Genomic DNA, 23,964 nt, shown 5'->3' with positions numbered 1-23,964 from the left:
GTTCTGTGCGACAGGTCACAAACTGCCTTCTTCCGCGACAGGTGTCTCCGGTTCCAGCGCTTGCCGGATCAGGGATTTCTGGTGTTCCGCAAACTGTCGGATCAGGGACTGGGCCCGTTCCGAATCCCGGCTCAGGACTGCCTTGGGTAGTTCCGAGAAAAAGGACCGGGTCTGCTGCAGCCCCTGCCGGTAGCGATCGGCACTCAGATAGTAGGCCCGGCTGACCGCCGGTTTGAAGTTCGACAGCGCTTCGGTGAGGTAAGGGTTGTCGACAACGCGACAGCAGGCTTCCATCACCTCGAAGCTCGCCTCCACAACCGCCGTGATGTTGGCCGTGGGCTTGCGCATCTGCTCGGTGGCCCGGGCAACACTCTCCAGCAGAATCGGTTTGTCGGTCTCCTGCCAGCGTTCGCACAGACGCAGCGCGAGCATCATCAGCAGATGCATGTACACGTCATAGAGTTCCGAGGCGTGATTCGCGTCCAGCCGGCTTGCCGAGGCGCCCTTGCGGGGGGTGATATCCACCAGATGCCAGCGTTCAAGGGTGTAGAGGGCCTCTTTCACCGACGCCCGGCTGACGTTGAGTTCGCCGGCCAGCGTGGCCTCCTGGATCCGTTCGCCAGGGCGTATCTGCCCGGTCATGATGCGTTCCGCCAGATAGTTGGCGATCTGTTCGGCCAGGGTGTTGGGCGCCTGGAAATCCATAAACGGCCTCTGGACAGCGTTCAAGAACCGGCTGCTCGTTGTCTGGAGCAGCCCGGGGGATGCGTGTGTGGGCATGAGTTTATCACAGCCTCGGGTTTTCGATTTGATTTACGGGTTGACGACTGATGTATTGTAGGACAATAATGCAGAAACAAAAAGCTGAAAAGCGCCCAATACGGAGAGAACGCAATGAATGCCCGACAGATCACCGCTAATCGGGATGCGGTTCGCCGCCGCGTCCTGCTGACGCTGAAAAAATACAGCTACCTGATCGCCATGGTCCCCCTGGTGCTTCCACCCCTGCTGCTGGCGGCCGGACAGGCCACCGATCTGGTCAATCTATTTTCCTGGGGTGTCCCGGTGGTCGTGTTCGGTATCATCCCGGTTCTCGATTTTCTGCTGGGCAAAGACTCCCTGAATCCCGATGAGGAAGTGGATGTACCCCGCATGAACGGGGAGGCGTTCTATCGGTTCATCACCCTCGGCTGGGTTGCGGCCTTTGCCGCACTGCTGGTGTGGAGCATGCTGGAACTGGCTTCCGGCACGTTCAGTGTCGCCGGTGGCATTGGCTGGATCGTGTCGGTGGGCATTGTTGGCGGCCTGGGCATCAATGTGGCCCATGAACTGATCCACAAGGACGGCAAGCTCGAAACCCGGGCGGGCGGCCTGCTGCTCTCGCTGGTGTGCTATGCGGGCTTCAAGGTTGAGCATGTGCGGGGCCATCACGTGCACGTGTCCACGCCGGAAGATGCATCATCCTCACGCTACAACCAGTCCCTCTATGAATTCCTGCCCCAGGCCTACGTTCGTAACTTCCTCAATGCCTGGAAACTCGAAGCCCAGCGGCTCCAGCGCAAAGGCCATTCTGCGCTGAGCTGGCGCAATGAGCTGATCTGGTGGTATACCATCAGTGCGGCCGTGCTGGTCGGGTTCACCCTGGCGTTTGGCTGGCTCGGCGCCGCGTTTTTCCTGGGGCAGAGTTTCGTCGCCTTTACCCTGCTGGAAATCGTGAACTATCTGGAGCACTACGGACTGCATCGTCGCAAGCTGGAGAATGGCCGGTATGAGCGGACCACGCCGGAGCACAGCTGGAACAGCAATTACTTCCTGACCAACGTGTTCCTGTTTCACCTCCAGCGCCACAGCGATCACCACGCCTATGCCAAACGCCGGTATCAGGTCCTGCGTCACCACGAAGTGGCCCCCCAGTTACCCGCCGGTTACTCCACGATGATTGTCCTGGCGCTGTTTCCCCCGCTCTGGAAAAAAGTAATGAATCCCCGGGTGGAGGCCTATTACGACGGTGAGGAGCACCAGCTGGCCTCGTAATAAGCGGCCCCTTGAAATCCTTTTGAAAGGCACACAGGTATATCCTTTAAATCCGCAAGCAAAAAAGGGATACCGACATGCCCAAGCATTTCGAGGAAGCCCCGGGGCTCTATCACGACCCGGTGCCGGAAACCGAAGGTTACGTGTTCAACCAGACGATGATGCGCATCAAGGATCCGGAACGTTCCCTGGACTTTTACACCCGGGTCCTGGGCATGCACCTGATCCGGAAGCTGGACTTTCCGGAAATGAAGTTCACGCTGTATTTCCTGGGCTACCTGGACGATCGTCAGCTGCAGTCCGTGCCCGGTGACGACGCCCACCGGACCACGTATACCTTCGGCCGCGAAGCCATGCTGGAGCTGACCCACAACTGGGGTACCGAAAACGATGAGGACTTCGCCTACCACAACGGCAACGACGAGCCCCAGGGCTTCGGCCACATCGGGATTGCGGTACCGGACGTGTACTCGGCGTCGGATCGCTTTGAAAAACTCGGTGTCGAGTTCGTGAAAAAGCCGGACGACGGCAAGATGAAAGGCCTGTCCTTCATCAAGGACCCGGACGGCTACTGGATCGAGATCCTGCAGCCGGACATGCTTGAAAAGAACCGCAAGAAAGACTGAGCCGGTTCAGCTACCGCCGTCGGCCGCCTGGCCGGCGCGCGGTTTTCCTCCGAATCTGGACGCGACAATCACCGCCACCGTCAGAATCAGGGCGCCGGAAATCCCGATCGGCCCCAGAACCTCGCCCAGGAAAACCCAGGCCAGCAGCGCCACGAACAGCGGCTCCAGCGTGACAATGATGCTCGACAGCGTCGCGGGCGTGGACTGCATCCCCTTGAAGAAACTCACATAACCGATGCACGTCGGCACAATGCCTATGTAACCGATCATCAGCCATTCCCGGACGCCCAGGGTGTTCAGTCCCTCGAAACCGCCACTCAGCCACACCACGGGCAGCAGAATCAGTGCCGCCGTCAGAAAGCAGATGAACGCGGTGGTGAATACCGGGGTTCCGGTGGAGCTGTACCGGCTGGTCAGCGTGAACCCCGTGTACACCGCGGCGGCGAGCAATGCCATGAGGATGCCGGCCAGCCGCAGCGTGCCGCTGGTGTCCATGTCGCTGAGCACCAGCATGGCGGTGCCACCGATGGCCGCCAGCAGCGAGAGTATCGTCAGCAGTCCCGGTTTTTCCCCGAGCAGCGGGGCGGCCAGCAGGGCAACAAGCACCGGGGGCAGACACAGGGCAATCAGCGTGGCGATGCCAGCGCCGGTCAGGTCCACGGCGAGCAGGTAACTGCCCTGATAGAATGCCTGGAACAGGCCGAGGGCGGTCAGAGGCAGCAGCGCCCTGAGTGTCAGTCCGCCCGGTGACTGGTCCCCGTTCTCAGAGGCATGCCTGGCCTGGCGGAGCTGACGTTGCTCCCGACGCATCAGCAGCCAGAAAAACGGCATGGCCACCACCAGGCGCAGGAAGCCCAGGGTGATGGGGTGCAGTTCGGTGCCGGTGAACAGAAATTTGGCAACAATGCCCGTGGTTGCCCACAGCAGCGATGCCAGGGCAATTAAGAGAGCGCCTTGGATCATTCAATAACCAGTACAATCAACTCTTTGGGGCCGTGGACACCGTAGGCCAGGGTCTGCTCGATGTCCGCCGTCTTCGAGGGGCCCGAGATTAACAGCGCATTGGTGGGCATGCCAGCGGACCAGTCCTGTGCCTGCATGGCTTCGTGGAATGTCGTGTACAGCTCCGACGCCTTCAGCACGGCGATGTGCACCGGCGGCACCAGGCTCATCAGCCGGGGTTCGTCGGGCGTGGGCCACAGGATCAGCGAGCCGGTCTCGGCAATACCGCCGCGGGTGGAGGTGATGGCGGCATCCACCTCATTGAACAGGTCGGACTGCCAGTTTTCGATGGGCGCCTCGTAGGCGAGCAGTTCTGGCAGATCCGTCCGTCCGGATTGGCGAATGGCCTTGCCGATGGCATGTTCCCGGGGGACCAGCAGATTGCGGGCGCCCCGGGTGGCCAGGACTTCGGCCAGCCGTTCCTGCCAGGTGTCGTCGGTGCAGTGATGGACCTCGCCGTGAACCGACTCGATCGCCTTCTCGAATCGCTCGATACGCTCGGCGGTGCTCCAGTCGGGGCGCTTCAGTACGGAGAAATCGCACTCCGGCGTGGCAAGCTCGCCGCCGGACCGGTTGCGCAGGCGTTGCAGAATGATGTCCCGGGAACTCACTGGCCTCGCTCCTTCATCCGCTGGTGCAGGGTTTTTCCGGCCAGCTTGGGCGTGGTCCGGTATCGGGTCCAGGCGCCCACCTTGCTGGGCTGAAGCGCCCGGAATCGTGCGGCAGCACCTGTGCCCAGGCGGTAGATGCCCGGGTGTGCGTGCATCCAGGCCCAGCCCTTCCAGACCAGTGCTTCGCCGGTACTGCGTTTGGCGCCATGGCCCCGCACCTTGGCGGGATGCAGCCGGTCGCCGTCCACGGATTCCTGCCGCAGCCGGACCAGCAAATCGGGAATCGGGATCTTGACCGGGCAGACTTCCCCGCAGGCACCGCACAGGCTCGACGCCGATGGCAGGTGCCGGCCTTCGTCCAGGCCGATCAGGTGCGGCATCAGGATCTTGCCGATGGGGCCGGGATAGGTGGTGCCATAGGTATGGCCGCCCACGCGGGTATACACCGGGCAGTGGTTCATACAGGCACCGCAACGGATGCAGCGCAGGGTGTCGAGCAGTTCGTCGTCCTGATAGATGGTGGAACGGCCGTTATCCACCAGCACCAGGTGCACCTCTTCCGGACCGTCCATTTCCCCGGACTTGCGGGGCCCGGAAATCATGTTGAAGTAGGTGGTGATGTGCTGCCCGGTGGCAGACCGGGTGAGCAGGGCCAGCAACGCCGAGACATCTTCCAGGCTGGGCACCACTTTTTCGATACCGGTCACGGCAATGTGGCACGGCGGGACCGTGGTGGTCATGCGCCCGTTACCCTCGTTTTCCACCAGGCAGAGTGTGCCGGTTTCCGCCACCGCGAAATTGACGCCGGATACGCCAACGTCGGCATTCATGAACTTTTCACGCAACTGCTGCCGGGCGGCCGCGGTCAGGTATTCCACATCGTTGGACAGGTCCGTGCCGGTCTTCTCGTGCATCAGCTCCGAGATCTCGCCGGTGTTCTTGTGGATCGCCGGCATGATGATGTGGGACGGCGTCTCGTCCGCGAGCTGGACGATGTACTCGCCCAGATCCGATTCCAGAGCCTCGATGCCCTGCTCGCCGAAGTAATGGTTCAGTTCCATTTCCTCGGACACCATGGACTTGCCCTTGATCACAGTGCGGGCGTCGCGGGCCACACAGATGTCCCGGACGATCCGGCAGGCCTCGTCGCCGTCGACGGCCCAGTGTACGCGGATCCCGTTTTCGGTGAGTTTGGCTTCGAGCTGTTCCAGCAGGTCCGGCAGGTTGGACAGGGCCTTCAGGCGAATGTTGGCCCCCAGGTCCCGCAGGGTCTCCAGGTCCCAGCCTTCGAACGCGGCCGTACGCTTGGCCATCAGCCCATCCATCGCCCGCCGGAAGTTCTGGCGGATCTTGGGGTTGTGGATGGCCGCCTGAGCCCGGGGATGGAATTCCTTGACGTCGACGTGATGTGCCTGCGAGTTCATAGCCCAACTACCAATGCAGAGTGATCCCTAAAACATAGGGAGAGAAGCGGGCGATGTCCACACGACTTTCAGGGGGGAGAGTCAGCGGGGGAGAGAGAAGGATGGCGGCCGCAGCCGCCATCCTCAGGGGTCAGCCCTGAGCGGGCTCCTTGGTGCTGGATGCATCCGGTGCGGCAGCTTTGGTATCCGCAGCCTTGGCATCGGTTTTGGTCTCGGCCTTGGCCTTCGGCTTGGGCTTCGGTTTCGGCGCTTTCCAGTTCGCCGCCGTCACCCCGAGTTGATACTCGGCCAGGGCCGCCCGGTAGATGGCGTCGTCGTCCGACAGGCGGACGTTGCTCTCACCCATGGACGGCGAGTTGCCCACGAACAGGGTGGCGAGCGTGTCGTCACCCTGTTTCAGGACCACCTTGCGCCGGTAGGTGTCGTCGGCGACCTTGAACCGGGCCCGGGCATCGGGCGTCCGGGCCACCGGGAAGCTTCGCTTCAGTCCGGAGAGCTGGGCCACCAGTGCCTCTACCTTGGACTTGTTCGCCTTCACCGGCTTGTCGGCCGCCGCGGTATCCGAGCTGTCCCTGGCCTTGTCCGCCTTCTTGGGCTCGGCTTTCAGGAACCAGTTGTCGTCCTTCAGGGACAGCGTGAGCTGCCCGTCTTCCGGATCGATCAATACGATCTGGTCCGCCTTGCCCGCCTGGGGTAGCAGGGGATCGTTACTGACCACCGGACCGGAGGTCTGCATGCTCCAGACCACTCCGGTCAGGATGAGCTGCGCGACAAGCGCGATCGACAGTAGTTTGATGCTCCGGTTCATCAGGCCACCTCCGCAAGGATCTTCCGGTAACGACGTTGGTCACTGGCACGAACCTGGCGGCGCCAGAGCCAGATCAGAATCAGGCCGAGCAGGGCCAGGCCGTAGTTGGTGTACTCCCAGCCAATCCGCTCCTGACGGGTCAGCGGTGCCAGTGTCCGGGCATAGCGGGACTGGCCGCGCAGTGCCAGCAGGGAGGGATCTTCCAGTGACCAGTCCACCGCGTTCTGGATGAAGGTCACCGGCTCGTCGTACACGGTGCCCAGGCTCCGGCTGATCAGGTTCAGCATGGTGTCAGAGGCGAACGAGCCGCTGCTCACCACCACCAGCCGCGCCGATTCCGGCGATTTGCGGATCACGCTGGAGGCCGCCGGTGCGTCAGGCTTGCCGTCCTTCTTGGTGTCTGCCTTGACGGGCATCGCCTTGGCCGACTTGTCCGGCTTGTTGTCGCCCTTCTTGTCCGCCTGTGCGAGCAGCGGGGACTTGCGATCCGCGAACCAGGAGGTGAACTCGCCGGTCAGGGCCACGCCCACCAGTTGCGAATGGCGCTTGGCGGAGTCGTCGAAGCCCAGGGACGGATAGGCCTGGAAGTCCGGCAGCACCGTCGGTTTGTCCGACGTCCAGCTGCGGTTGGAGGTAGTCATCAGACGGGTGACCTTGAGCTTGCCGGTCTTGTCCTTGTCCACCGTCATCGGTGAAGGCCAGCTGACAATCATCTGCTGCAGGTTGGCCGTGACCGGGTGGTTGCCGTTGAGCTCACCGTTCCTCAGATCCGCAAAGAACGGGTAGGGCATCATCTGCACATCCCGGAAGGTCATGCCGCCGACGTTGCGGGTGCGGGGCACGGGCAGTTCAGCACTCATTGGGTCGAGCACCAGGGATGGCTTCAGGTGGATGCCGTTGTGGGCCAGCCAGTCCTTGAGGCCAGTCGCCTTTTTCGAGGCGGTGAGATTCTGCGCCAGATTGATGTCGAACGGCGACGCCGCCATGATTACACGGCCGCCACGCATCAGGAACTGGTCGATGGCAAACAGCGCCTTGTCGCTCAGTTTCCGCGGGTTCATCACCAGCAACAGATCGGTACCGGCCGGCGTGTGGCCATCGGACAGATCGGTGTGTTCCACCCGGGCGTTGGCCTCCAGGCTCTTCACCAGCTGGCTGTAATCGGAGCCGCGATAACGGTTGCCCTGCGGAGCCACCAGAGCAATGGTCTTCAGCGCACCGGGCACCAGACGCTTGAGGGCATCGTCAAAGGCCTTCTGGAGGCTGTCCTGATCCAGCGTGGCCGGCAGTGGCACCTGAACCTGATTATCGCCGCTTTGCAGCATCAGGTGGAACCAGAAGGGTTGTGGATTCACCAGGCTGGCCAGCAGTGGGCTGAAGCCGTATTCGTCGTTCAGCTTCTTGGCCAGTTCGCCATTGCCGGCATCCGGATCCTGGACGTTCACGGTCAGTTGACCATCAGAACGCTTCTGGAGCTTGTCGATGACGGCCTGCAGGTCGTCCCGGAAGGACTGCAGGTCCGGCGGCAGCCGGTCCTTGGGCGAGACCCAGGCGTCCAGCACCACCGGCTTCTTGATGGCGGCAAAGGTGTCGCCGCCGGAGCGGTAGCCGCGAACCAGCCGGTTCATCGCACGGGTGAGCTCGTATTCGGGATTCTTCAGGGCCACGTTCAGTTTACCTTCGCCCCGGGCCTTCACCTCGATCAGATCGCGGAAGCCAAGCTTCTGGTAATCGTCCCCATAGGAAATGACCACGTCGAAGTAGGAATCGACAATGGACGACTCATAGCGGCTGGCGGTCTTGAAGGGCACCGGCTTGATGCCGTAACGGCGCGCGGCCTGCTCTTCCGCTTCCTTGTTCCGGGTCGGGTCGATGAACTTGACCTCGACGTTACGTCCCCCGCGTACGCCGTATTCCTCCAGCAGACTCTTCAGCCTCGGCACCAGTGGCGCCAGCAGCGGGTGGGTTTTCTCGGAGAAGTAGGCGCGGATCTGCAGGGGCTCCTGCAGGTTGGCCAGCTGCTGGGTGGTCGCGTCGGACAGCGTATACAGGTGGTTTTCAGTCAGGTCTGCCCGAACGGAATGCAGCGGCTGCAGCCAGAGGTTGCCGGCAATCAGGTTCACGGCAGCGAGCACGGCCACGGTCTTCCAGCGCCGATGGGACACGGACGGCGGGTTGCCGGCCCAGCGCAGCTTTTCCAGGGTGTACACGTTCAGCACCAGGAACAGGCCGGTCAGCGAGACGTAGTAATAGATGTCCCGAAGGTCCAGCACGCCCCGGGTGATGGACTTGAAGCGGCTGCCGGTGCCGAGCAACTGCAGGAACTGGCCGGTCTGGTAGCCAGTCAGGTTGGTGATGAAAGTGGAGCCGATCAGGTAGAACAGCCCGCAGATCAGAACCGTCACCATCAGCGCGACGATGGGGTTGTCCGTCCGGCTGCTGGTGAACAGCCCGATGGCGATGTACGCGGCGCCGAGGAACAGGGTGGCAACGTACCCGCCGATCACCGGGCCGGGATCCATGGGGCCGAGCAGCGATACCGTAATGGGCAGCGGCAGGGTCAGGATCAGGGCAATGCACAGCAGACCCAGCGCTGCGACGAACTTGCCGAGCACCAGCTGCCAGAGACTGACCGGCGAGGTCAGCAGACTCTCCAGCGTGCCCGAGCGACGCTCCTCCGACCAGCTGCGCATGGTGAGGGCGGCAATGAGGAAAATCAGCAACAACGGCAGCCAGCTGAACAGGGGCTGCAGATCGGCCACGTTCCGGGCGAAAAAGGCTTCCCCCCAGAAGAACACGAACAGGCAGGCGGCCACGAACAGGGCCATAAACAGGTACGCCGCCGGGGACGCAAAGAAACCACGAAACTCCTTCCGGGCAACATGCATCAGATCAGCCATGCTCTACCTCCCCGTTGACTTCGGCAAACACCCGCTCCAGGTCCCGCTCATCCGGTGACAGGTTCAGGATGGGTACGTTGGCGGCCACCAGCTGGCTGGCGATTTCCGGCAGCAGGGTTTCATCGGCCAGCAGGCGATACTCGTAACGCTGGCCGGAAGACTGGCCGTGGCTGTCCCGGCCGGAGTCGGTGCGAATCGGCTCCACCACCGACAGCTTCGCCACCCGCTCCAGGGCCGGCCGTGCGTCTGCGCCCGTTACCAGCCGGATGCGATCGCTCTCCCGGAGTTCGTCCAGTCGCTTGTCGATCACCATTTTGCCCGCGCGCATGATCAGCACCCGCTCACACACCGCCTGCACTTCCTGCAGGATGTGGGTGGAGACAATGACGGTAGAGGTTTTCGAGAGTTCGCGGATCAGGTCCCGCATCTGGTGTATCTGGGTGGGGTCGAGGCCGTTGGTGGGTTCGTCCAGGATCACGATGTCCGGCTGGTGGAGGATGGCCTGGGCTACACCGACCCGCTGTCGGTAGCCGCGGGAAAGGGTCTGGATTTCATCGGTGGCCTTGGCTTTCAGGTCCGCCCGCTGGATGGCCCGGGCGATGGCCATGGTGCGTTCGTTCTCCGGGATACCGTGCAGGGACGCCTGGTAGTGGAGGAAGTCGATCACCGTCATCTCCGGCCATACCGGGCAGTTCTCCGGCAGATAACCGATGCGGGCCTGGATCTGGCGGGTATCCGGCCCCACCGTCAGGTGATCCACACGGATCGTTCCGGACGTGGGTTCGAGATAGCCGGTGAGCATTTTCATGATCGTGGTCTTGCCGGCGCCGTTGTGGCCGAGCAATCCCACGACCTCTCCGGAGCCAATGGAGAACGACACGTCATCCACTGCGGTGACCTCGCCATAGCGACGGGTCAGGTGTTCCACCTGAATCATGGGCAAACTCCGTTCTGGGTGTTGGTGTTTTTCTCGAAAAACGGGATCTCAGGCGCAGGAAGTGCGCCCGAGCCAGAACGTAGGGACAGTAAGTACCTGATTCAATTCCATTAAATAATGGAAAGCATTACGGCTGATTAAGGCTTCTGAAAGGTTCGTTTGTGCAGGAAGGACAGAATGTGCTCGCCGGACAACGGCTGTTCGTTCTTCTCGGCGTAGCCGGCAATGTTCATCAGACAGCCGCAGTCGGTGGTCACGAATTCCCGGGCGCCGGTGTCGACGAGGGTCTCCACTTTCTCACTGACCATGGCCGAGGAAATCTCCGGATGGCGGACCGCAAACGTGCCGCCAAAGCCACAGCATTCCTCCGGGCGCACCTGTTCCACCAGGTTTACATTTTTCAGCTGGCGCAGCAGGGCAGGGCCTACCTCCGCCACACCCATTTCCCGGCGGGCGGAACAGGAGGTGTGCATGGCCACCGTGACCGGCTCGCCCAGATCCTCCAGCTTGATGTGGCAGACATTCAGCAGGAAATCCGTCAGTTCCCACACCCGGCCGGCAATCTCCGCGGCCTGTGTTTCCCGAGGGGTATCGCGGAACAGCGCCGGATAATGCTGGCGCATCATGCCGCCACAGGAACCGGACGGCACCACAATCGGCCAGTCCTCCGGGAACAGGTCGAGCTGGGCATCCGCCACGGCACGGGCTTCATCATGATAACCGGATGTGTAGGCCGGCTGGCCGCAGCAGGTCTGGCCCTGGGGGAAAATCACCTCGATGCCTTCGCGCTCCAGCAGTTCCACGCCGGCAATCCCGGCATCCGGATAGAACATGTCCACCAGACAGGTGCCGAAGTAATACACCTTACGGGGTTTGGAAGGGTAAACCTTGATGGGATCCGCCATAGTGCCGCCAGTTCGGAAGTCGGTTCTTGTTCCCACCAATAATAGGGCGGCAATCGCGGCCTTGCCAGACGACTTTCTGGGAAGGCAGCAGCAGGGCGCTGCTGCCGGGAGGGCTTTATTTCACCGTCAGGCGTTCGGCGTTCTTCTCGACGGTACGCGCGCCAATGCCCTTGACCAGCGCCAGATCCTCGGCGGACGCAAACGGACCATGGGACTCGCGGTAGCTGACGATGGCCTGCGCCTTGCTGTCGCCAATGCCGTTCAGGCTCGCCAGGGTGGCCACGTCTGCGGTGTTGATGTTCACGGCTTCGCCTTCGGCCTGGGCGAAACCGCTGAACAGGCTGAAAAGCAGAACGAGGGTGGCGATGATCGGTGTACGTTTCATGAAGCTTGCTCCTGAGATTGAGTAACGTCGTTGTGATTGGGAGCAGGGACGTCAATCCAGCAGCAAGTGCACGGACCGGGACCACATTCCATGTGGCCCCGGGCTCCGTGGCTGACCCCTGCCTGGTCCTTCAGGCTGCGCATCATCCTGAGCGCGTCGTCCGTGTGGTCATCCTTGTGCCCGATCCGGTGGGCAACTCCAAATCCCTGGAGTGTTCATCCTTGAGCCAACGATCCTTGCTGGCTGTCATCCCTGACACTTCCCATTCTAGTCCTGACACCCGTCGGCAAAATCGGACATCCGCTCTGCGGAACGTGAGACATTTCTTACACCCCTGTAAGTGTCCTGAAATGCATTAACAGTGAATCAATGTTCAGTATTTCAGGCCGCCTGTGCCTGCCCACGGTGCACGCGCACCAGAAAAATCATCAAATGCCCGATGACCGTGCAACGCGGTCGGAGCATTGCGCCGCCTTGATGCCGAATATCTGCGTTAACCCACTGTTTTGAAATGGAATGTCCGGACTCTGGAACGCCGGATGCAAACGGTGAATCACTCGGGAAGGAGGCCTGATGCCCACACTTGAAGACACCACATTGCTCCGGTCCGGCGCCCACGCCTCCGGCCACCGCTTCGACGGCGAACGCCGCTGGGCGGCCGCGCTCTCCCTCGGTTTCGAAACCAGGGACGAAGGCGCCGATGCGCCGGTCACCCGGCTGGCCCGCCGTTGGCACCGGGGCCCGCTGCGGGTCCAGCGCCCCTTCTACCCGGAAGGCAAAACCGGCTGCTGCCACGTCTACCTGCTGCACCCGCCCGGCGGACTGGTCAGCGGGGACGAACTGCACATCAGCGCCTCCGTCGCCGAAGGCGGCCACGCCCTGCTAACCACCCCGGCCGCCGCGAAACTCTACAAAGCCGACAGCCACGGCGTCGCCTGGGGCCAGCACACCCGACTGCAGGTGGCCAGAAACGCCATCCTTGAATACCTGCCCCAGGAAACCATCGCCTTCGACGGCTCCCGGGGCCGACAGACCACCACCATCGAACTCGAACCCGGCGCCCGAACCCTGGGCTGGGAAGTCCTCGCCCTCGGCCGCCCGGCCAGCGACCTGCCCTTCGCCACCGGCGCCCTGGAACAACGATTTCACCTCAGCCAGAACGGCATCCCCCTGTGGCTGGAACGCCAGCTCCTGGATCCCGCTCACCGCCGCTTCACCGGGCGCTGGGGGCAGGGTGGCGCCACCGTCCAGGCCACCCTCTGGGCCGTCGGCCTCGACGACGAAACCGCCGCCATCGACGCACTGAGAGAACAACTCCCGGACAACCACCGCTGGGCCGTCACCCGCCGCCGGGGCGTACTGCTCCTGCGCTACCTGGGCAACAGCCGCAACGAAGCCTGGGCCCTGTGTGAACAGGCCTGGCACCTGTTACGCCCGCTCCTTACCGGCGTACCGGCCCACACGCCCCGAATCTGGCTTACCTGAAGCCCATTACAAATACGGAGCCATCCATGGAACTCACCCCCAGAGACAAAGACAAGCTCATGCTCTTCACCGCCGCGCTGCTCGCCGAGCGCCGCAAAGCCAAGGGCCTGAAGCTGAACTACCCGGAAGCCATTGCCCTGATCAGCGCCGAAATCATGGAAGGCGCCCGCGAAGGCCGAACCGTCGCAGAACTCATGAGCGCCGGCACCGAAATCCTCACCCGGGAAGACGTCATGGACGGCGTGGCCGACATGGTTCACGAAGTCCAGGTCGAAGCCACCTTCCCGGACGGCACCAAGCTGGTCACCGTCCATAACCCGATTGTTTGAGGAGCGAACCATGATCCCCGGCGAATACCAGATCCAGAACGGCGACATCGAACTCTGCGCGGGCCGCGAACGCATCGAACTCGACGTTTCCAACACCGGTGACCGCCCGGTCCAGATCGGCTCCCACTACCACTTCGCGGAAGCTAACCCCGCGCTGGATTTCGACCGCGCAAAGGCGAAAGGCTACCGCCTCGACGTGGCTGCCGGCACCGCGATCCGGTTCGAACCGGGCCAGACACGTTCGGTCACCCTGATTCCGTTCGCCGGTACGCGCGAAATATACGGCTTCCGCGGTGAAGTCATGGGCAAGTTGGACTCCACGAAATGATTGGCAGGGTCGGTTGGGCTCTCCCTTCCGGGAATGTGCGGAGCCATGGATGGCGGAGCTCAAGCGCCACATGGACGTGCCGCAAGGAGCGTTTCCCGGAAGGGAGAGCCCAACTGACCCCGGCTCCCAAGTTCAGAGAGGGATAGCATGAAGATAAGCAGACAAGCCTACGCCGACATGTACGGCCCCACCGTCGGCGACCGGGTCCGCCTCGGCGACACCGAACTGTGGATCCAGGTCGAACAGGACCATACCCACTACGGCGACGAAGTAAAATTCGGCGGCGGCAAAGTCATCCGCGACGGCATGGGCCAGAGCCAGCGGGCCGACGACACCGTCATGGACACCGTCATCACCAACGCATTGATCCTCGACTGGTGGGGCATCGTCAAAGCCGACATCGGCATCCAGAAGGGCAGGATCGCCGCCATCGGCAAAGCCGGCAACCCCGATACCCAGCCCGATGTCCAGATCGTCATCGGCCCCGGCACCGAAATCATCGCCGGCGAAGGCAAAATCCTCACCGCCGGCGGCATCGACCCCCACATCCACTTTATCTGCCCCCAGCAGGTCGAAGAAGCCCTCATGAGCGGCATCACCACCATGCTCGGCGGCGGCACCGGCCCGGCCACCGGCACCAACGCCACCACCTGCACCCCCGGCGCCTGGCACATTGGCAAAATGCTCCAGGCCGTCGACAGCCTGCCCATGAACATCGGCTTCCTCGGCAAAGGCAACGCCAGCCTCCCCGAAGCCCTCGAACTGCAGGTAAAAGCCGGCGCCATCGGCCTCAAACTCCACGAAGACTGGGGCACCACCCCCGCCAGCATCGACAACTGCCTCACCGTGGCCGACCAGTACGACGTGCAGGTGGCGATCCACACCGACACCCTCAACGAATCCGGCTTCGTGGAAGACACCCTCGCCGCCTTCAAAGGCCGCTGCATCCACACCTTCCACACCGAAGGCGCCGGCGGCGGCCACGCACCGGACATCATCACCGCCTGCTCGAAAGATTACGTACTGCCGTCCTCAACGAACCCGACGCGGCCCTACACCGTCAACACCATCGACGAACACCTCGACATGCTCATGGTGTGCCACCACCTGGACCCGAACATCCCCGAAGACGTCGCCTTCGCCGACTCCCGCATCCGCCGGGAAACCATCGCCGCCGAAGACATCCTGCACGACATGGGCGTGATCTCCATGATCTCCTCCGACTCCCAGGCCATGGGCCGCGTCGGCGAAGTCATCTGCCGCACCTGGCAGACCGCTCACAAAATGAAAGTCCAGCGCGGCCTGCTGCCGGAAGACGAAGACCTGGGCGCCGACAACTTCCGCGCCAAACGCTACATCGCCAAATACACCATCAACTCCGCCATCACCCATGGCATCGCGCACGACGTCGGTTCCGTGGAAGTGGGCAAACTGGCGGACCTGGTGCTCTGGAGCCCGGCCTTCTTCGGCGTCAAACCCGCCTGCATCATCAAGGGCGGCATGATCGCGGCCGCCCCCATGGGCGATCCCAACGCCTCCATCCCCACGCCCCAACCGGTGCACTACCGCCCTATGTTCGGCGCCTTCGGCAAAGCCGCCAGTGCCACCCGCCTGACCTTCGTCAGCCAGGCCGCGCTGGACGCCGGGATCGGAAAAGAACTGGGCCTCGACAGCCCGCTGTCCGCGTGCAAAGGCGTGCGGGAGGTGCGTAAGGGCGACATGAAACTCAACGACGCCTGCCCACATCTGACCGTGGACCCGCAAACCTACGAAGTACACGCCGATGGCGAACTGCTCACCTGCGAGCCCGCCACCGAACTGCCCCTGGCACAGCGCTACCATCTGTTCTGAGCCCGGACATGGAGAGACGTATGTTGGAACTGACAGAACGCATCGGCGATGCCCAAAGCACCGGCATCGACACCAGCGAAATCCACGACAACCTGATCCTGCCCTACGAACTGCGCATCCGTGGCCGCCTGCGCGCCACCACCGAAACCAAAGTGGACGTCGGCCTGTTCCTGGACCGTGGCCCCGTGCTGCGCGACGGCGACCTGCTGCAGGCCAGAACCGGCGAAATCATCCGCATCCGCGCCGCCGACGAATCGGTGGTCACCGCCCGCATCGAAAGCGGCCAACCCCTGGCGCGCCTGTGCTACCACCTGGGCAATCGCCACGTCACCCTCGCGATCGGCCGGGACGAGCAGGGCAGCTACGTACGCTTCCCGCCGGACCACGTGCTGGAAGAACTGGCCGAACGCCTCGGCGCCACCGTGGTGCACCACACCGCCCCGTTCGACCCCGAACCCGGCGCCTACGCCCAGGCCGGTCAATCCCACGGGCATTCCCACGGCGACGGACACAGCCACCACCACGAGCACAGCCATGGCCATCACCACAAACACACCCACTGAGGCAGTCGCCGCCAACACCGGCGACCTCGCCCTGCTGGGCCTGATGCAACTGGTCAGCCCCGCACTGCCCATTGGCGCCTTCGCCTGGTCCCAGGGCCTGGAAAGCGCCTTCGAACTGGGCTGGGTGAAGAACGAAGCAGAACTGGCAGACTGGGTTGAAGGCGTACTCGAAGACGGCCTAAGCCGATGCGAACTGCCCCTGCTGGCGCGTTTCCAGAAGGCCTGGGCGACCGAAGACGCGGCTGCACTCAGGGAATGGAACCACTGGCTCCAAGCCACCCGGGAGACCGCCGAACTCAGCGACGAAGACACCCGCCTCGGCGCCGCACTGGTCACCCTATTGCGCAACCTCGACCTGCTGCCAGCGGAACACCTTATACCGGACGACCCCGGCTACATCACCATGTTCGCCTGGGCCGCCCACAAACGCCTCGTGCCGATCCGCCAGACCCTGCTCGGCTTCGCCTGGGCCTGGCTCGAAAACCAGCTCGCCGTCGCCTGCAAGGCACTGCCCCTTGGGCACACCGCCGCCCAGCGGACCATTGAACGATTACGGCCACAACTGGTAGGCGCGGTGGACACGGCACTGGCGCGGAAAGACGACGAACTCGGCCCGATCCTGCCGGGCCTGGCGCTCGGAAGCGCGTTACACGAAACCCAATACTCACGACTGTTCAGAAGTTAGAAGCCAAATATCAGAAAGCAACGCCGAACATGAGAAGGCGAGTGGTAACCCCTTGCCGACCCACTCGGAGTTTGAACTCAGATAGGAGACCCAACATGACACATTGCCTGAGAGTAGGAGTAGGCGGCCCCGTCGGCTCCGGAAAAACCGCCCTGTTGCGCCAACTGTGCTCAGCCCTCCGGGACCACTACGACATCGCCGTCGTCACCAACGACATCTACACCAGGGAAGACGCCGACTTCCTCCTGCGCCACGAAGCCCTGGCCGCAGACCGCATCCTTGGCGTCGAAACCGGCGGCTGCCCCCATACAGCAATACGCGAGGATGCCTCCATGAACCTCGCCGCCATCGACGACCTCCAGCGCCGCCACCCGGACCTGGAGCTCGTCCTCGTGGAATCCGGCGGCGACAACCTCTCCGCCACCTTCAGCCCGGAACTGTCCGACCTCACCCTGTACGTGATCGACGTCTCCGCCGGCGACAAAATCCCCCGCAAAGGCGGCCCCGGCATCACCAAATCCGACCTGCTGATCATCAACAAGATCGACATCGCCGACCAGGTACACGCCTCCCTGGATGTGATGGAGCGCGACAGCAAGAAAATGCGGGGCGAACGGCCCTTCGTGTTCACCAACCTCTACGACGGGGTAGGGCTGGACACGATCATCAGCTTCATTCTTGAACGCGGCATGCTGCCCGAAAGAAGACCGGCTAAACTGGCCGAACCGGCCTGAGCCAGAAAACCAACAACGAATCAGGAACCACCAGGAGAATCACCATGAAACTCACCTCCAAACTCCTAACCGCCGCCGCCCTGCTGACCGCCTCATCCGCCGCCATGGCCCACCCCGGCCACGCGGACGGCGGCTTCACCAGCGGCCTCATGCACCCCATGCTCGGCCTGGACCACCTGCTGGCCATGGCCGCCATCGGCTTCTGGAGCGTGCGCCAGAGCAAAACCATGAAAAACGCCACACCGCTCTTCGTGATCGGCGGCATGATCCTCGGCGCCATGCTGGCCTGGAGCGGCCTGACCATGACCGGCGTGGAAACCGGCATCACCTTCTCCGTACTGGTGGCCGGCATCTTGATTGCCACACTGGCGAAACTGCCGACGGCTGTTGGTGGCACTCTGGTTGGTGCCTTCATGCTGTTCCACGGCTTTGCCCATGGGGCGGAAATGCCGGAAGGGGCGACTCTCGCCGCTTTCCTGGCTGGCTTCTCTATCGCTACGCTCGCGATCACCCTCGTTGGCCGTGGCTTGGGTAGCTTGATGCTGAAGGCGGATAGCCGGTTCAGTCGTGGTGTTGGTGGTGTTTTGGCGGTTGCAGGGGCGTATTTGGCGGCTGCTTGATGACCACGAAAAGAATGTAACCGACAGAAGCCGCTTGGGAGAACTGGCGGCTTTTTCTGTATCCAATTTACTAAATTTCACGTTTTGTGGTTAGGCAGTCTGCTTACAATTGGACTAATGTGTAGTCATAAAAAACGGATAGCTGCCGATGTTAAGGATAACGGCCGATGGACCTTTCAGTACTGTTCTACTCTCTTTCGCACACTTGGTATCTAACACGGCTCTTGCTGCGGTTAACCGTCTGCGTTCTCCCTGTTACATGGTCGAGTTGATAGAGCTTGATGTTACGGCTTCCGCTTGCAGGGAGACTAAATGCCTAAATTGGAAGGCGCTATCAATGCTTCGTAACTGTAAAAACCAAGCCGTCAACTGATTACAGAAGTCGCGAACCTAGGATTTGCAGGAATTTGATGTGAATGGAGAAACCAAAGCTCGTGCGTCGGATGATGTGGGTTTCCTAGCGGTTAGCCTTTCACGAATGGCAAAGCGCACTACTTAACCACAGCTAAGCGCATAAAGATAAAGGAAGGAGGTAGGATGACCCTGATAAAAACGGTCAACGAGGGGGGGCAATGGATCGCAATCTTAACCCTGTTGACGTTGCTTTTTTCCTTCGACTTCGACTTCTTCGATTCTGCTCCAAAGCGTGTAATTGCCCTAGAGTCGAAGCAAGAGCAGCAAGGGGCTCTTATTCAGTCCATGGAGGAAAGATTGTCCCAGGTCGAGTCTGACTTAGAGGGATTAAAAAACACCCAGAGTGCTGGCAATCTCCAAGAACAGATTAATACTCTTCGCTCAGATATAAAGAATCTTGCGTCCGTCGAAACGACGCCAAATTTTAGTCAGTCTGAAATCACACCTATCGAAGCGATCAAACCCAAGATTACAGAGAGCAAAGCAGCTCAACCATGGTATCAGCAGCGATATTTGTGGGTAGGATCTGCTTTGGTGCTTGTTGCCGTTATTCTGATTTTGATGTGGGTGGCAAAGCGCAGAAAGAAAAAGGTGCTTTCAGTGGTGCGGGGTCCATGGCACAAGAATGGCACTGCGGCTTCGAATAATCGAGACTGTGCTTAGCCAACGGTATTGCAGCGTCCGATTCTCCGCCGATTCGCGGCTCCAAACCGGCGCCGCTACCGGATGATAGGTGTTCAGTATTACCAAGATGTGAGCAATAGGCAAAAATATCGAAAGCGATCAATATGGATAAATTGAAGGCGATTGATTGGGCAAGCCTCGTAGCGGGCAAGCACTCATGGATTGACGATTATTTCAAGGTCCACTCCGTGCTTGAAGACAAGAAAACTGTCTGTCGTTTCTTTTCTTTGGACTTTTCAGGCACTCAGCAAGAGATATTCTCTCTAACAGAGTCATTGGCTGCATCAATTGAACACTATGTTTTCGATGAGAAGCAGCTAGCGAGCTTCCATAAAGAGGGAAAAGTTCCATTCCAAAAGGCAATGAAATTTTTCGGAAAGACAAATCCAGATATGGATGGGAAGTATGGCGAACTTCTCCTGTACCTTTTGACAGAAAAATTTCTCCAGACACCTCTCGTGAGCCACAAACTATCTCTTATCACAAATACGAATGATCAAGTCAAAGGCGGGGATGGTATCTTTTTCGGCGACTATAAAGACGAGTTAGCAATTTTGATTGGGGAATCCAAGATTCACCAAGGAGCTGCTGGAGCCATGGAGGACGCGCTAGAGTCACTGAATAGGTTTTACGACAACTATAGTTCGGGACAACTAGGGCATGAAATGTTCATAGCTCGGTCAAATATTTCCGAGAATTTTTCATCATTAGATGATGCCGAGAGCCTTTACCAAGCGTTCTCTCCCGGGACTGATCAGTACAAAGGCTGTGTGAAAGCACATCCTGTTCTTCTTGTTTTCGAATCAAGCAAAATAAGCACCATTGAAGAGAAGGCAAAGAATAAAGACGAAGCAGAACAGATGTTCAACGATTGGCTTACTAGCAGGTCAAAAGAGATACAAAAACTTCTCGGTGAAAAATTAAATAACTACTCAGAGCTCAGAAAGGTGTACATTGACGCGTTTCTAATTCCATTAACTAATGTATCCAAGTTCAAACATGCGCTCTATCGAGAAATTCACGGTATAGACTATGTGTCAAGTGAAAAATAAATAATATGACGCAAATATATACTCAGGCAGCACATCATGAAGACTTTGTTCGAGTGTTTGATAAGCTATTGGAAAAGCTATTTCTCGAAGACAAAGTAACAGATAACGTACAGGTTGATCTTGACAAAGAAGAGATCAAAAAAGCTACTTGGCTGGCTTCAATAGCTGCTCTTAGCGACGATGACAAAGAACGCAATATGGCAAATGCGTTTGGGGCTCTACTGCATCTGACCGATAAAGAGAATGAAATATACAAACGCGCGTGCTATATCCTGCAATCAAGAACTGGAAATTTGATTACTAGTAGCCATATACCAAAGCTGTTTCATAAAGAAAACACTCTCAGCGAATATGGAACTCTTCTAAATTTTGAGCTCGCGGCACATAGGGCGCTATTAGAGCAAGAGTTTTCTGACGATACTAAGGTATTTTTCACTGAGTTTCAGAAAAAGCTCTGGGATTCTCTTAACTCCGGAGAGAATATAGCTATCTCAGCTCCAACATCGGCAGGAAAGTCTTTCATAATTAAAAAATATATTCTGGAGATTGTAGAGGGTGGTGCAAAGAATATAGTTTTTATCGTGCCCACAAAAGCACTGATAAACCAGGTTAGCAACGTACTAAAGAGCCAGCTTCACGAAAAGGCGCATGTATATACGACATACATAACTAATGAAGAAGATGATCTGGCTACTATTTACGTGCTAACCCCAGAGAGATGTTTGAAACTTCTGCAAGATAAAAATGTTGCTTCACCAGAGCTGATATTTATGGATGAAGTGCATAACATTGAATCTGGCTCTAGAGGGGTCATATTTGAGAATATTTTATATCGAGTGACCTCTGCTTGGTCTTCTACTCAGTTGGTCGTTGCAGGGCCATTCATTAGCTCGCTCTCTGACAGCATTAAGAAAATCTGTAACATTTCTATTATTGATCACCAAACAATGTCCTCTCCAGTTTTTCAAGTTCGATCGGCACTTACCTTTTTTCCGAGCAAGAAAGTAGCCAGGTATAAAATATCGAGCCCAACTGAAAGAACTATCTCAGGTGAAATTAAGCTAAAAAAATCGCTGTACTCCAAGATAAAAACAAACAAAGGGGAGGCGCTCGAAGTTATTGCAGATATGTTTTCACCTGAGGATCATAATATTTATTATGCGCCCAAGAAAAATCTTGCAGAGAAATGGGCAAGCAAAATTGCTCCTGTTATTGCCTCAAAAAATCCTAGAATAATTGAAGCTGCCGATTCTAGAGTAAAGGATCTTATCGATTTTCTATCTGAAGAAGTTCATCCAGATTATTCACTCATACGAACTCTCAGGCTTGGAGTTGCATATCACCATGCAGGACTACCTGATATTGCAAGGCAAGAAGTAGAGGAGCTCTATTCAGAGTCGATTATCAAGAACATTATCTGCACATCTACTTTGCTGCAGGGGGTGAACTTGCCAGCAGACAGGCTCATAGTCATAAGCCCTAAAGTGAATTCGGACGATATGCCTGCCTTTGATTTTCTTAATCTTCTTGGTCGTGCGGGCAGAGCCAATACTAAACTTTATGGTGAAATATATTGTATTGATATCGTTGATGATGAATGGGGAAGCAGGAAGCTTGAGGCTGAGGTAAATAAAACCGTTGATACCTCTTCGAACCTTTTCCTTCACGAAAATGAGGAGCGATTGTCACTGATCGCAGATATGTCAGGCGCGGAGATTCGGGATTTGACGGGTGATAAGAATATTTACTCTAACCTGTCATACTTGAGGTCAATATTTAAAACCGATAGAAATCACTTCGATAGGATCCTGTCAAATTCAGGTATTAAATCTGAGAGCGTCGAACAGTTTTCTAAAAAGCTAGAGTCTCTTTACAATAATATGAGTATACCCCGAGAACTCATATCCAAAAACCCATTCATCGATCCCGTATTACAAAACAAGCTTTTCGAAGCGATTCAGTCTCAAGGGATCGGAGAATGGCTGATCAGCAAGAAGCCCCTGACTAAAGGTGGTAGTGATCTAGATTATGTGGCTTTCCAGGAAAAAAGCTATTACTTTCAGTTGTGGAGTGTTTTTGAAAGGCTTGACTCAATTTTCAATATTGAGTACGAGCTTAATAGTAATGGCTTTTCCCAAGATAATTACATTAACATTGGGAGGCTTGTAAGGGATGCTCATCGTTGGATGTCTGGAAAAAAACATAAATTTTTTATTATTGATCTTATAGGTGAAGGGAATCATGGTGAGTCAGAAGTTGATAAGGCCGCTCGGAGAATTACTGGTCATATCAGTAAAAACTTAACTTTTATCGCAGTTAAGTACCTATTGCTTTGGTCGGACATGATTTCGTATTTCCTCAGCGAAGAAGAAATCGAAAAGAATTCCTATATCCTCAACCTACCTTCGATGCTCGAAATGGGGAGCTATGACCCAGTTGTTCTAGAGCTGATGAGCTGTGGGATAAGTAGATCTGTAGCCCTCTCGATCTCTAGCAAGGTTAAGAAAATGAATACTTCTGCTGAAAAAGCACTTGCGAAAATTAACAAAGAGGCGCTTCCAAATATTTTTAGAAGGCATTTGATTAAGGCTGGGTATTAGTGAGCGAGTTTTTGCGGAAAACCGGGCCAGATTTATTGTCACAGCCTATTTAAAGGTTCAGAGTTAGTCTGATTCGCTATCATTCTTCTCTATGCTTCGGTTATATTGGTTGCCGCCCTACAGAACGGATTCTGCGGTTTAAAAGCAAGGAGGTGCTAATTCCAATACAGGCCAGGGTGATTGTGCCCGGTTTTCCCCACGATATTGTTCAACGCGGTAATAACCGAAAGCCGGTATTCGTCGAGCGTCTGGAAAATAAATCTGTCCCGGTGTTCAGATGGGGACACTCCTTTGGCAAAGTTCGTTTTTGTACAACCGTCGTTCTTCGTCGGGTCGCGGCCCGATCAATCAGGTAACAGGGAGTTCTGGCAAATGACCACACTGATCGCTGGTCTGATTCTGTTTCTCGGCGTCCATTCGCTTTCTATTGTTAATGAGCCACTGCGTGATCGCCTGAACGCAGCCATGGGGGAGTGGGTCTTCAAGGGGCTGTATTCGCTGGTCTCCCTGGCGGGACTTTTGTTGGTTATCTGGGGCTACGAAGCCGCCCGTATGGATCCCACCGTGATCTACACGTCGCCGGGCTGGCTCAGGCATCTGGCCATGCTTTTGCTGGTGCCGGTTTTCCCGTTGCTGCTCGCTACCTATTTTCCGGGCAGGATCAAGGCCAGGCTCGGGCATCCAACGCTGGTGGCGGTCAAGCTCTGGGCGGTTGCTCACCTGTTGGTGAACGGCATGCTGCAAGACCTGCTGTTGTTCGGCGCGTTCCTGGCATGGGCGGTGGTTGACAGGATTTCCATGAAGCGCAGAAGCCAGCGCCAGATTCCGACACTGCCGGCCAGCAAGGCAAACGATGCCATTGCTGTTGTGGGTGGTCTGGCTTTGTATGTCGTCATGGTGCTCTGGGCGCACCAGTGGCTCTTTGGGGTGGCCCCTATCTGATCGGGCAGCTGGGCGCATCCGCGGCTAGCTGGGAAAACCGGGACA

Annotated in this window: 23 protein-coding genes; 14 read left to right on the top strand and 9 right to left on the bottom strand. The window is 58.3% G+C overall.

The window, feature by feature from the left end:
* Positions 1–15: 15 nt before the first annotated feature.
* Positions 16–705, bottom strand: coding sequence for a GntR family transcriptional regulator (locus tag MSNKSG1_RS10655; protein WP_008939276.1), 690 nt, complete (start codon positions 703–705; stop codon positions 16–18).
* 189 nt (positions 706–894) lie between these two features.
* Between MSNKSG1_RS10655 and MSNKSG1_RS10650 the strand changes: the two genes are divergently transcribed.
* Together MSNKSG1_RS10650 and gloA are read left to right on the top strand one after the other, a co-directional pair.
* Positions 895–2,034, top strand: coding sequence for an alkane 1-monooxygenase (locus MSNKSG1_RS10650; RefSeq protein WP_008939275.1), 1,140 nt, complete (start codon positions 895–897; stop codon positions 2,032–2,034).
* 77 nt (positions 2,035–2,111) lie between these two features.
* Positions 2,112–2,660: a lactoylglutathione lyase gene (gloA, locus tag MSNKSG1_RS10645; protein WP_008939274.1), complete on the top strand. Its 549-nt coding sequence runs from the start codon at positions 2,112–2,114 to the stop codon at positions 2,658–2,660.
* A gap of 6 nt (positions 2,661–2,666) precedes the next feature.
* On the opposite strand, the gene MSNKSG1_RS10640 is transcribed toward gloA, so the two are convergent.
* From MSNKSG1_RS10640 to MSNKSG1_RS10605, 8 genes are all read right to left on the bottom strand, one after another.
* On the bottom strand, positions 2,667–3,623 hold the full coding sequence (locus MSNKSG1_RS10640) for a DMT family transporter (protein ID WP_008939273.1): 957 nt from the start codon (positions 3,621–3,623) through the stop codon (positions 2,667–2,669).
* On the bottom strand, positions 3,620–4,273 hold the full coding sequence (locus MSNKSG1_RS10635) for a LutC/YkgG family protein (protein WP_008939272.1): 654 nt from the start codon (positions 4,271–4,273) through the stop codon (positions 3,620–3,622). The genes MSNKSG1_RS10640 and MSNKSG1_RS10635 overlap by 4 nt, the downstream gene beginning before the upstream one ends.
* Positions 4,270–5,697 (bottom strand): LutB/LldF family L-lactate oxidation iron-sulfur protein, encoded by a 1,428-nt coding sequence (locus tag MSNKSG1_RS10630; RefSeq protein ID WP_008939271.1) that lies wholly within the window; start codon positions 5,695–5,697, stop codon positions 4,270–4,272. Before MSNKSG1_RS10630 ends, MSNKSG1_RS10635 begins: the two co-directional genes overlap by 4 nt.
* 130 nt (positions 5,698–5,827) lie before the next feature.
* Positions 5,828–6,505, bottom strand: a complete 678-nt coding sequence (locus MSNKSG1_RS10625) for a DUF4340 domain-containing protein (RefSeq protein ID WP_008939270.1) — start codon at positions 6,503–6,505, stop codon at positions 5,828–5,830.
* Complete coding sequence (locus MSNKSG1_RS10620; protein ID WP_008939269.1) at positions 6,505–9,405, bottom strand: Gldg family protein; 2,901 nt, start codon at positions 9,403–9,405, stop codon at positions 6,505–6,507. The genes MSNKSG1_RS10625 and MSNKSG1_RS10620 overlap by 1 nt, the downstream gene beginning before the upstream one ends.
* Positions 9,398–10,342, bottom strand: coding sequence for an ABC transporter ATP-binding protein (locus MSNKSG1_RS10615; RefSeq protein WP_008939268.1), 945 nt, complete (start codon positions 10,340–10,342; stop codon positions 9,398–9,400). Before MSNKSG1_RS10615 ends, MSNKSG1_RS10620 begins: the two co-directional genes overlap by 8 nt.
* Before the next feature lie 137 nt (positions 10,343–10,479).
* Positions 10,480–11,247, bottom strand: coding sequence for a (Fe-S)-binding protein (locus MSNKSG1_RS10610; RefSeq protein ID WP_008939267.1), 768 nt, complete (start codon positions 11,245–11,247; stop codon positions 10,480–10,482).
* Positions 11,248–11,362: 115 nt separating this feature from the next.
* On the bottom strand, positions 11,363–11,632 hold the full coding sequence (locus tag MSNKSG1_RS10605) for a ComEA family DNA-binding protein (RefSeq protein WP_008939266.1): 270 nt from the start codon (positions 11,630–11,632) through the stop codon (positions 11,363–11,365).
* Positions 11,633–12,205: 573 nt separating this feature from the next.
* Between MSNKSG1_RS10605 and MSNKSG1_RS10600 the strand changes: the two genes are divergently transcribed.
* The 12 genes from MSNKSG1_RS10600 to MSNKSG1_RS10545 all read left to right on the top strand — a co-directional run bounded on the left by MSNKSG1_RS10600 (position 12,206) and on the right by MSNKSG1_RS10545 (position 23,919).
* Entirely contained in the window at positions 12,206–13,117 is a 912-nt protein-coding gene (locus MSNKSG1_RS10600) for an urease accessory protein UreD (protein ID WP_008939265.1), read from the top strand.
* A 26-nt stretch (positions 13,118–13,143) separates the two neighbouring features.
* On the top strand, positions 13,144–13,446 hold the full coding sequence (ureA, locus tag MSNKSG1_RS10595) for an urease subunit gamma (protein WP_008939264.1): 303 nt from the start codon (positions 13,144–13,146) through the stop codon (positions 13,444–13,446).
* A 10-nt stretch (positions 13,447–13,456) separates the two neighbouring features.
* Positions 13,457–13,774 (top strand): urease subunit beta, encoded by a 318-nt coding sequence (locus MSNKSG1_RS10590; RefSeq protein WP_008939263.1) that lies wholly within the window; start codon positions 13,457–13,459, stop codon positions 13,772–13,774.
* Between the two features lie 147 nt (positions 13,775–13,921).
* On the top strand, positions 13,922–15,625 hold the full coding sequence (gene ureC, locus MSNKSG1_RS10585; protein ID WP_008939262.1) for an urease subunit alpha: 1,704 nt from the start codon (positions 13,922–13,924) through the stop codon (positions 15,623–15,625).
* Positions 15,626–15,645: 20 nt separating this feature from the next.
* Positions 15,646–16,188, top strand: coding sequence for an urease accessory protein UreE (gene ureE, locus MSNKSG1_RS10580; RefSeq protein ID WP_008939261.1), 543 nt, complete (start codon positions 15,646–15,648; stop codon positions 16,186–16,188).
* Positions 16,160–16,873 (top strand): urease accessory protein UreF, encoded by a 714-nt coding sequence (locus MSNKSG1_RS10575; protein WP_008939260.1) that lies wholly within the window; start codon positions 16,160–16,162, stop codon positions 16,871–16,873. The genes ureE and MSNKSG1_RS10575 overlap by 29 nt, the downstream gene beginning before the upstream one ends.
* A 95-nt stretch (positions 16,874–16,968) precedes the next feature.
* Complete coding sequence (ureG, locus tag MSNKSG1_RS10570) at positions 16,969–17,607, top strand: urease accessory protein UreG (protein WP_008939259.1); 639 nt, start codon at positions 16,969–16,971, stop codon at positions 17,605–17,607.
* Positions 17,608–17,651: 44 nt separating this feature from the next.
* The gene (locus MSNKSG1_RS10565; RefSeq protein WP_008939258.1) at positions 17,652–18,227 is read left to right on the top strand and encodes a HupE/UreJ family protein; all 576 of its coding nucleotides are present in this window, start codon (positions 17,652–17,654) and stop codon (positions 18,225–18,227) included.
* A 537-nt stretch (positions 18,228–18,764) separates the two neighbouring features.
* Positions 18,765–19,304 carry a hypothetical protein gene (locus MSNKSG1_RS10560; RefSeq protein WP_008939257.1) on the top strand — a complete coding sequence of 180 codons (540 nt, stop codon included), beginning with the start codon at positions 18,765–18,767 and terminating at the stop codon, positions 19,302–19,304.
* Positions 19,305–19,429: 125 nt separating this feature from the next.
* Positions 19,430–20,377, top strand: coding sequence for a Hachiman antiphage defense system protein HamA (locus tag MSNKSG1_RS10555; protein WP_008939256.1), 948 nt, complete (start codon positions 19,430–19,432; stop codon positions 20,375–20,377).
* Between the two features lie 53 nt (positions 20,378–20,430).
* Positions 20,431–22,977, top strand: coding sequence for a DEAD/DEAH box helicase (locus MSNKSG1_RS10550; protein ID WP_227497992.1), 2,547 nt, complete (start codon positions 20,431–20,433; stop codon positions 22,975–22,977).
* Positions 22,978–23,349: 372 nt separating this feature from the next.
* A complete protein-coding gene (locus MSNKSG1_RS10545; protein ID WP_008939254.1) occupies positions 23,350–23,919 on the top strand; it encodes an NnrU family protein in 570 nt (189 codons plus the stop codon).
* The last annotated feature ends 45 nt before the right edge of the window (positions 23,920–23,964 follow it).

Origin of the sequence: Marinobacter santoriniensis NKSG1 (genome assembly GCF_000347775.1) — a bacterium.
Classification (GTDB): domain Bacteria; phylum Pseudomonadota; class Gammaproteobacteria; order Pseudomonadales; family Oleiphilaceae; genus Marinobacter; species Marinobacter santoriniensis.
This window is presented reverse-complemented; position numbering and strand designations above follow the sequence as displayed.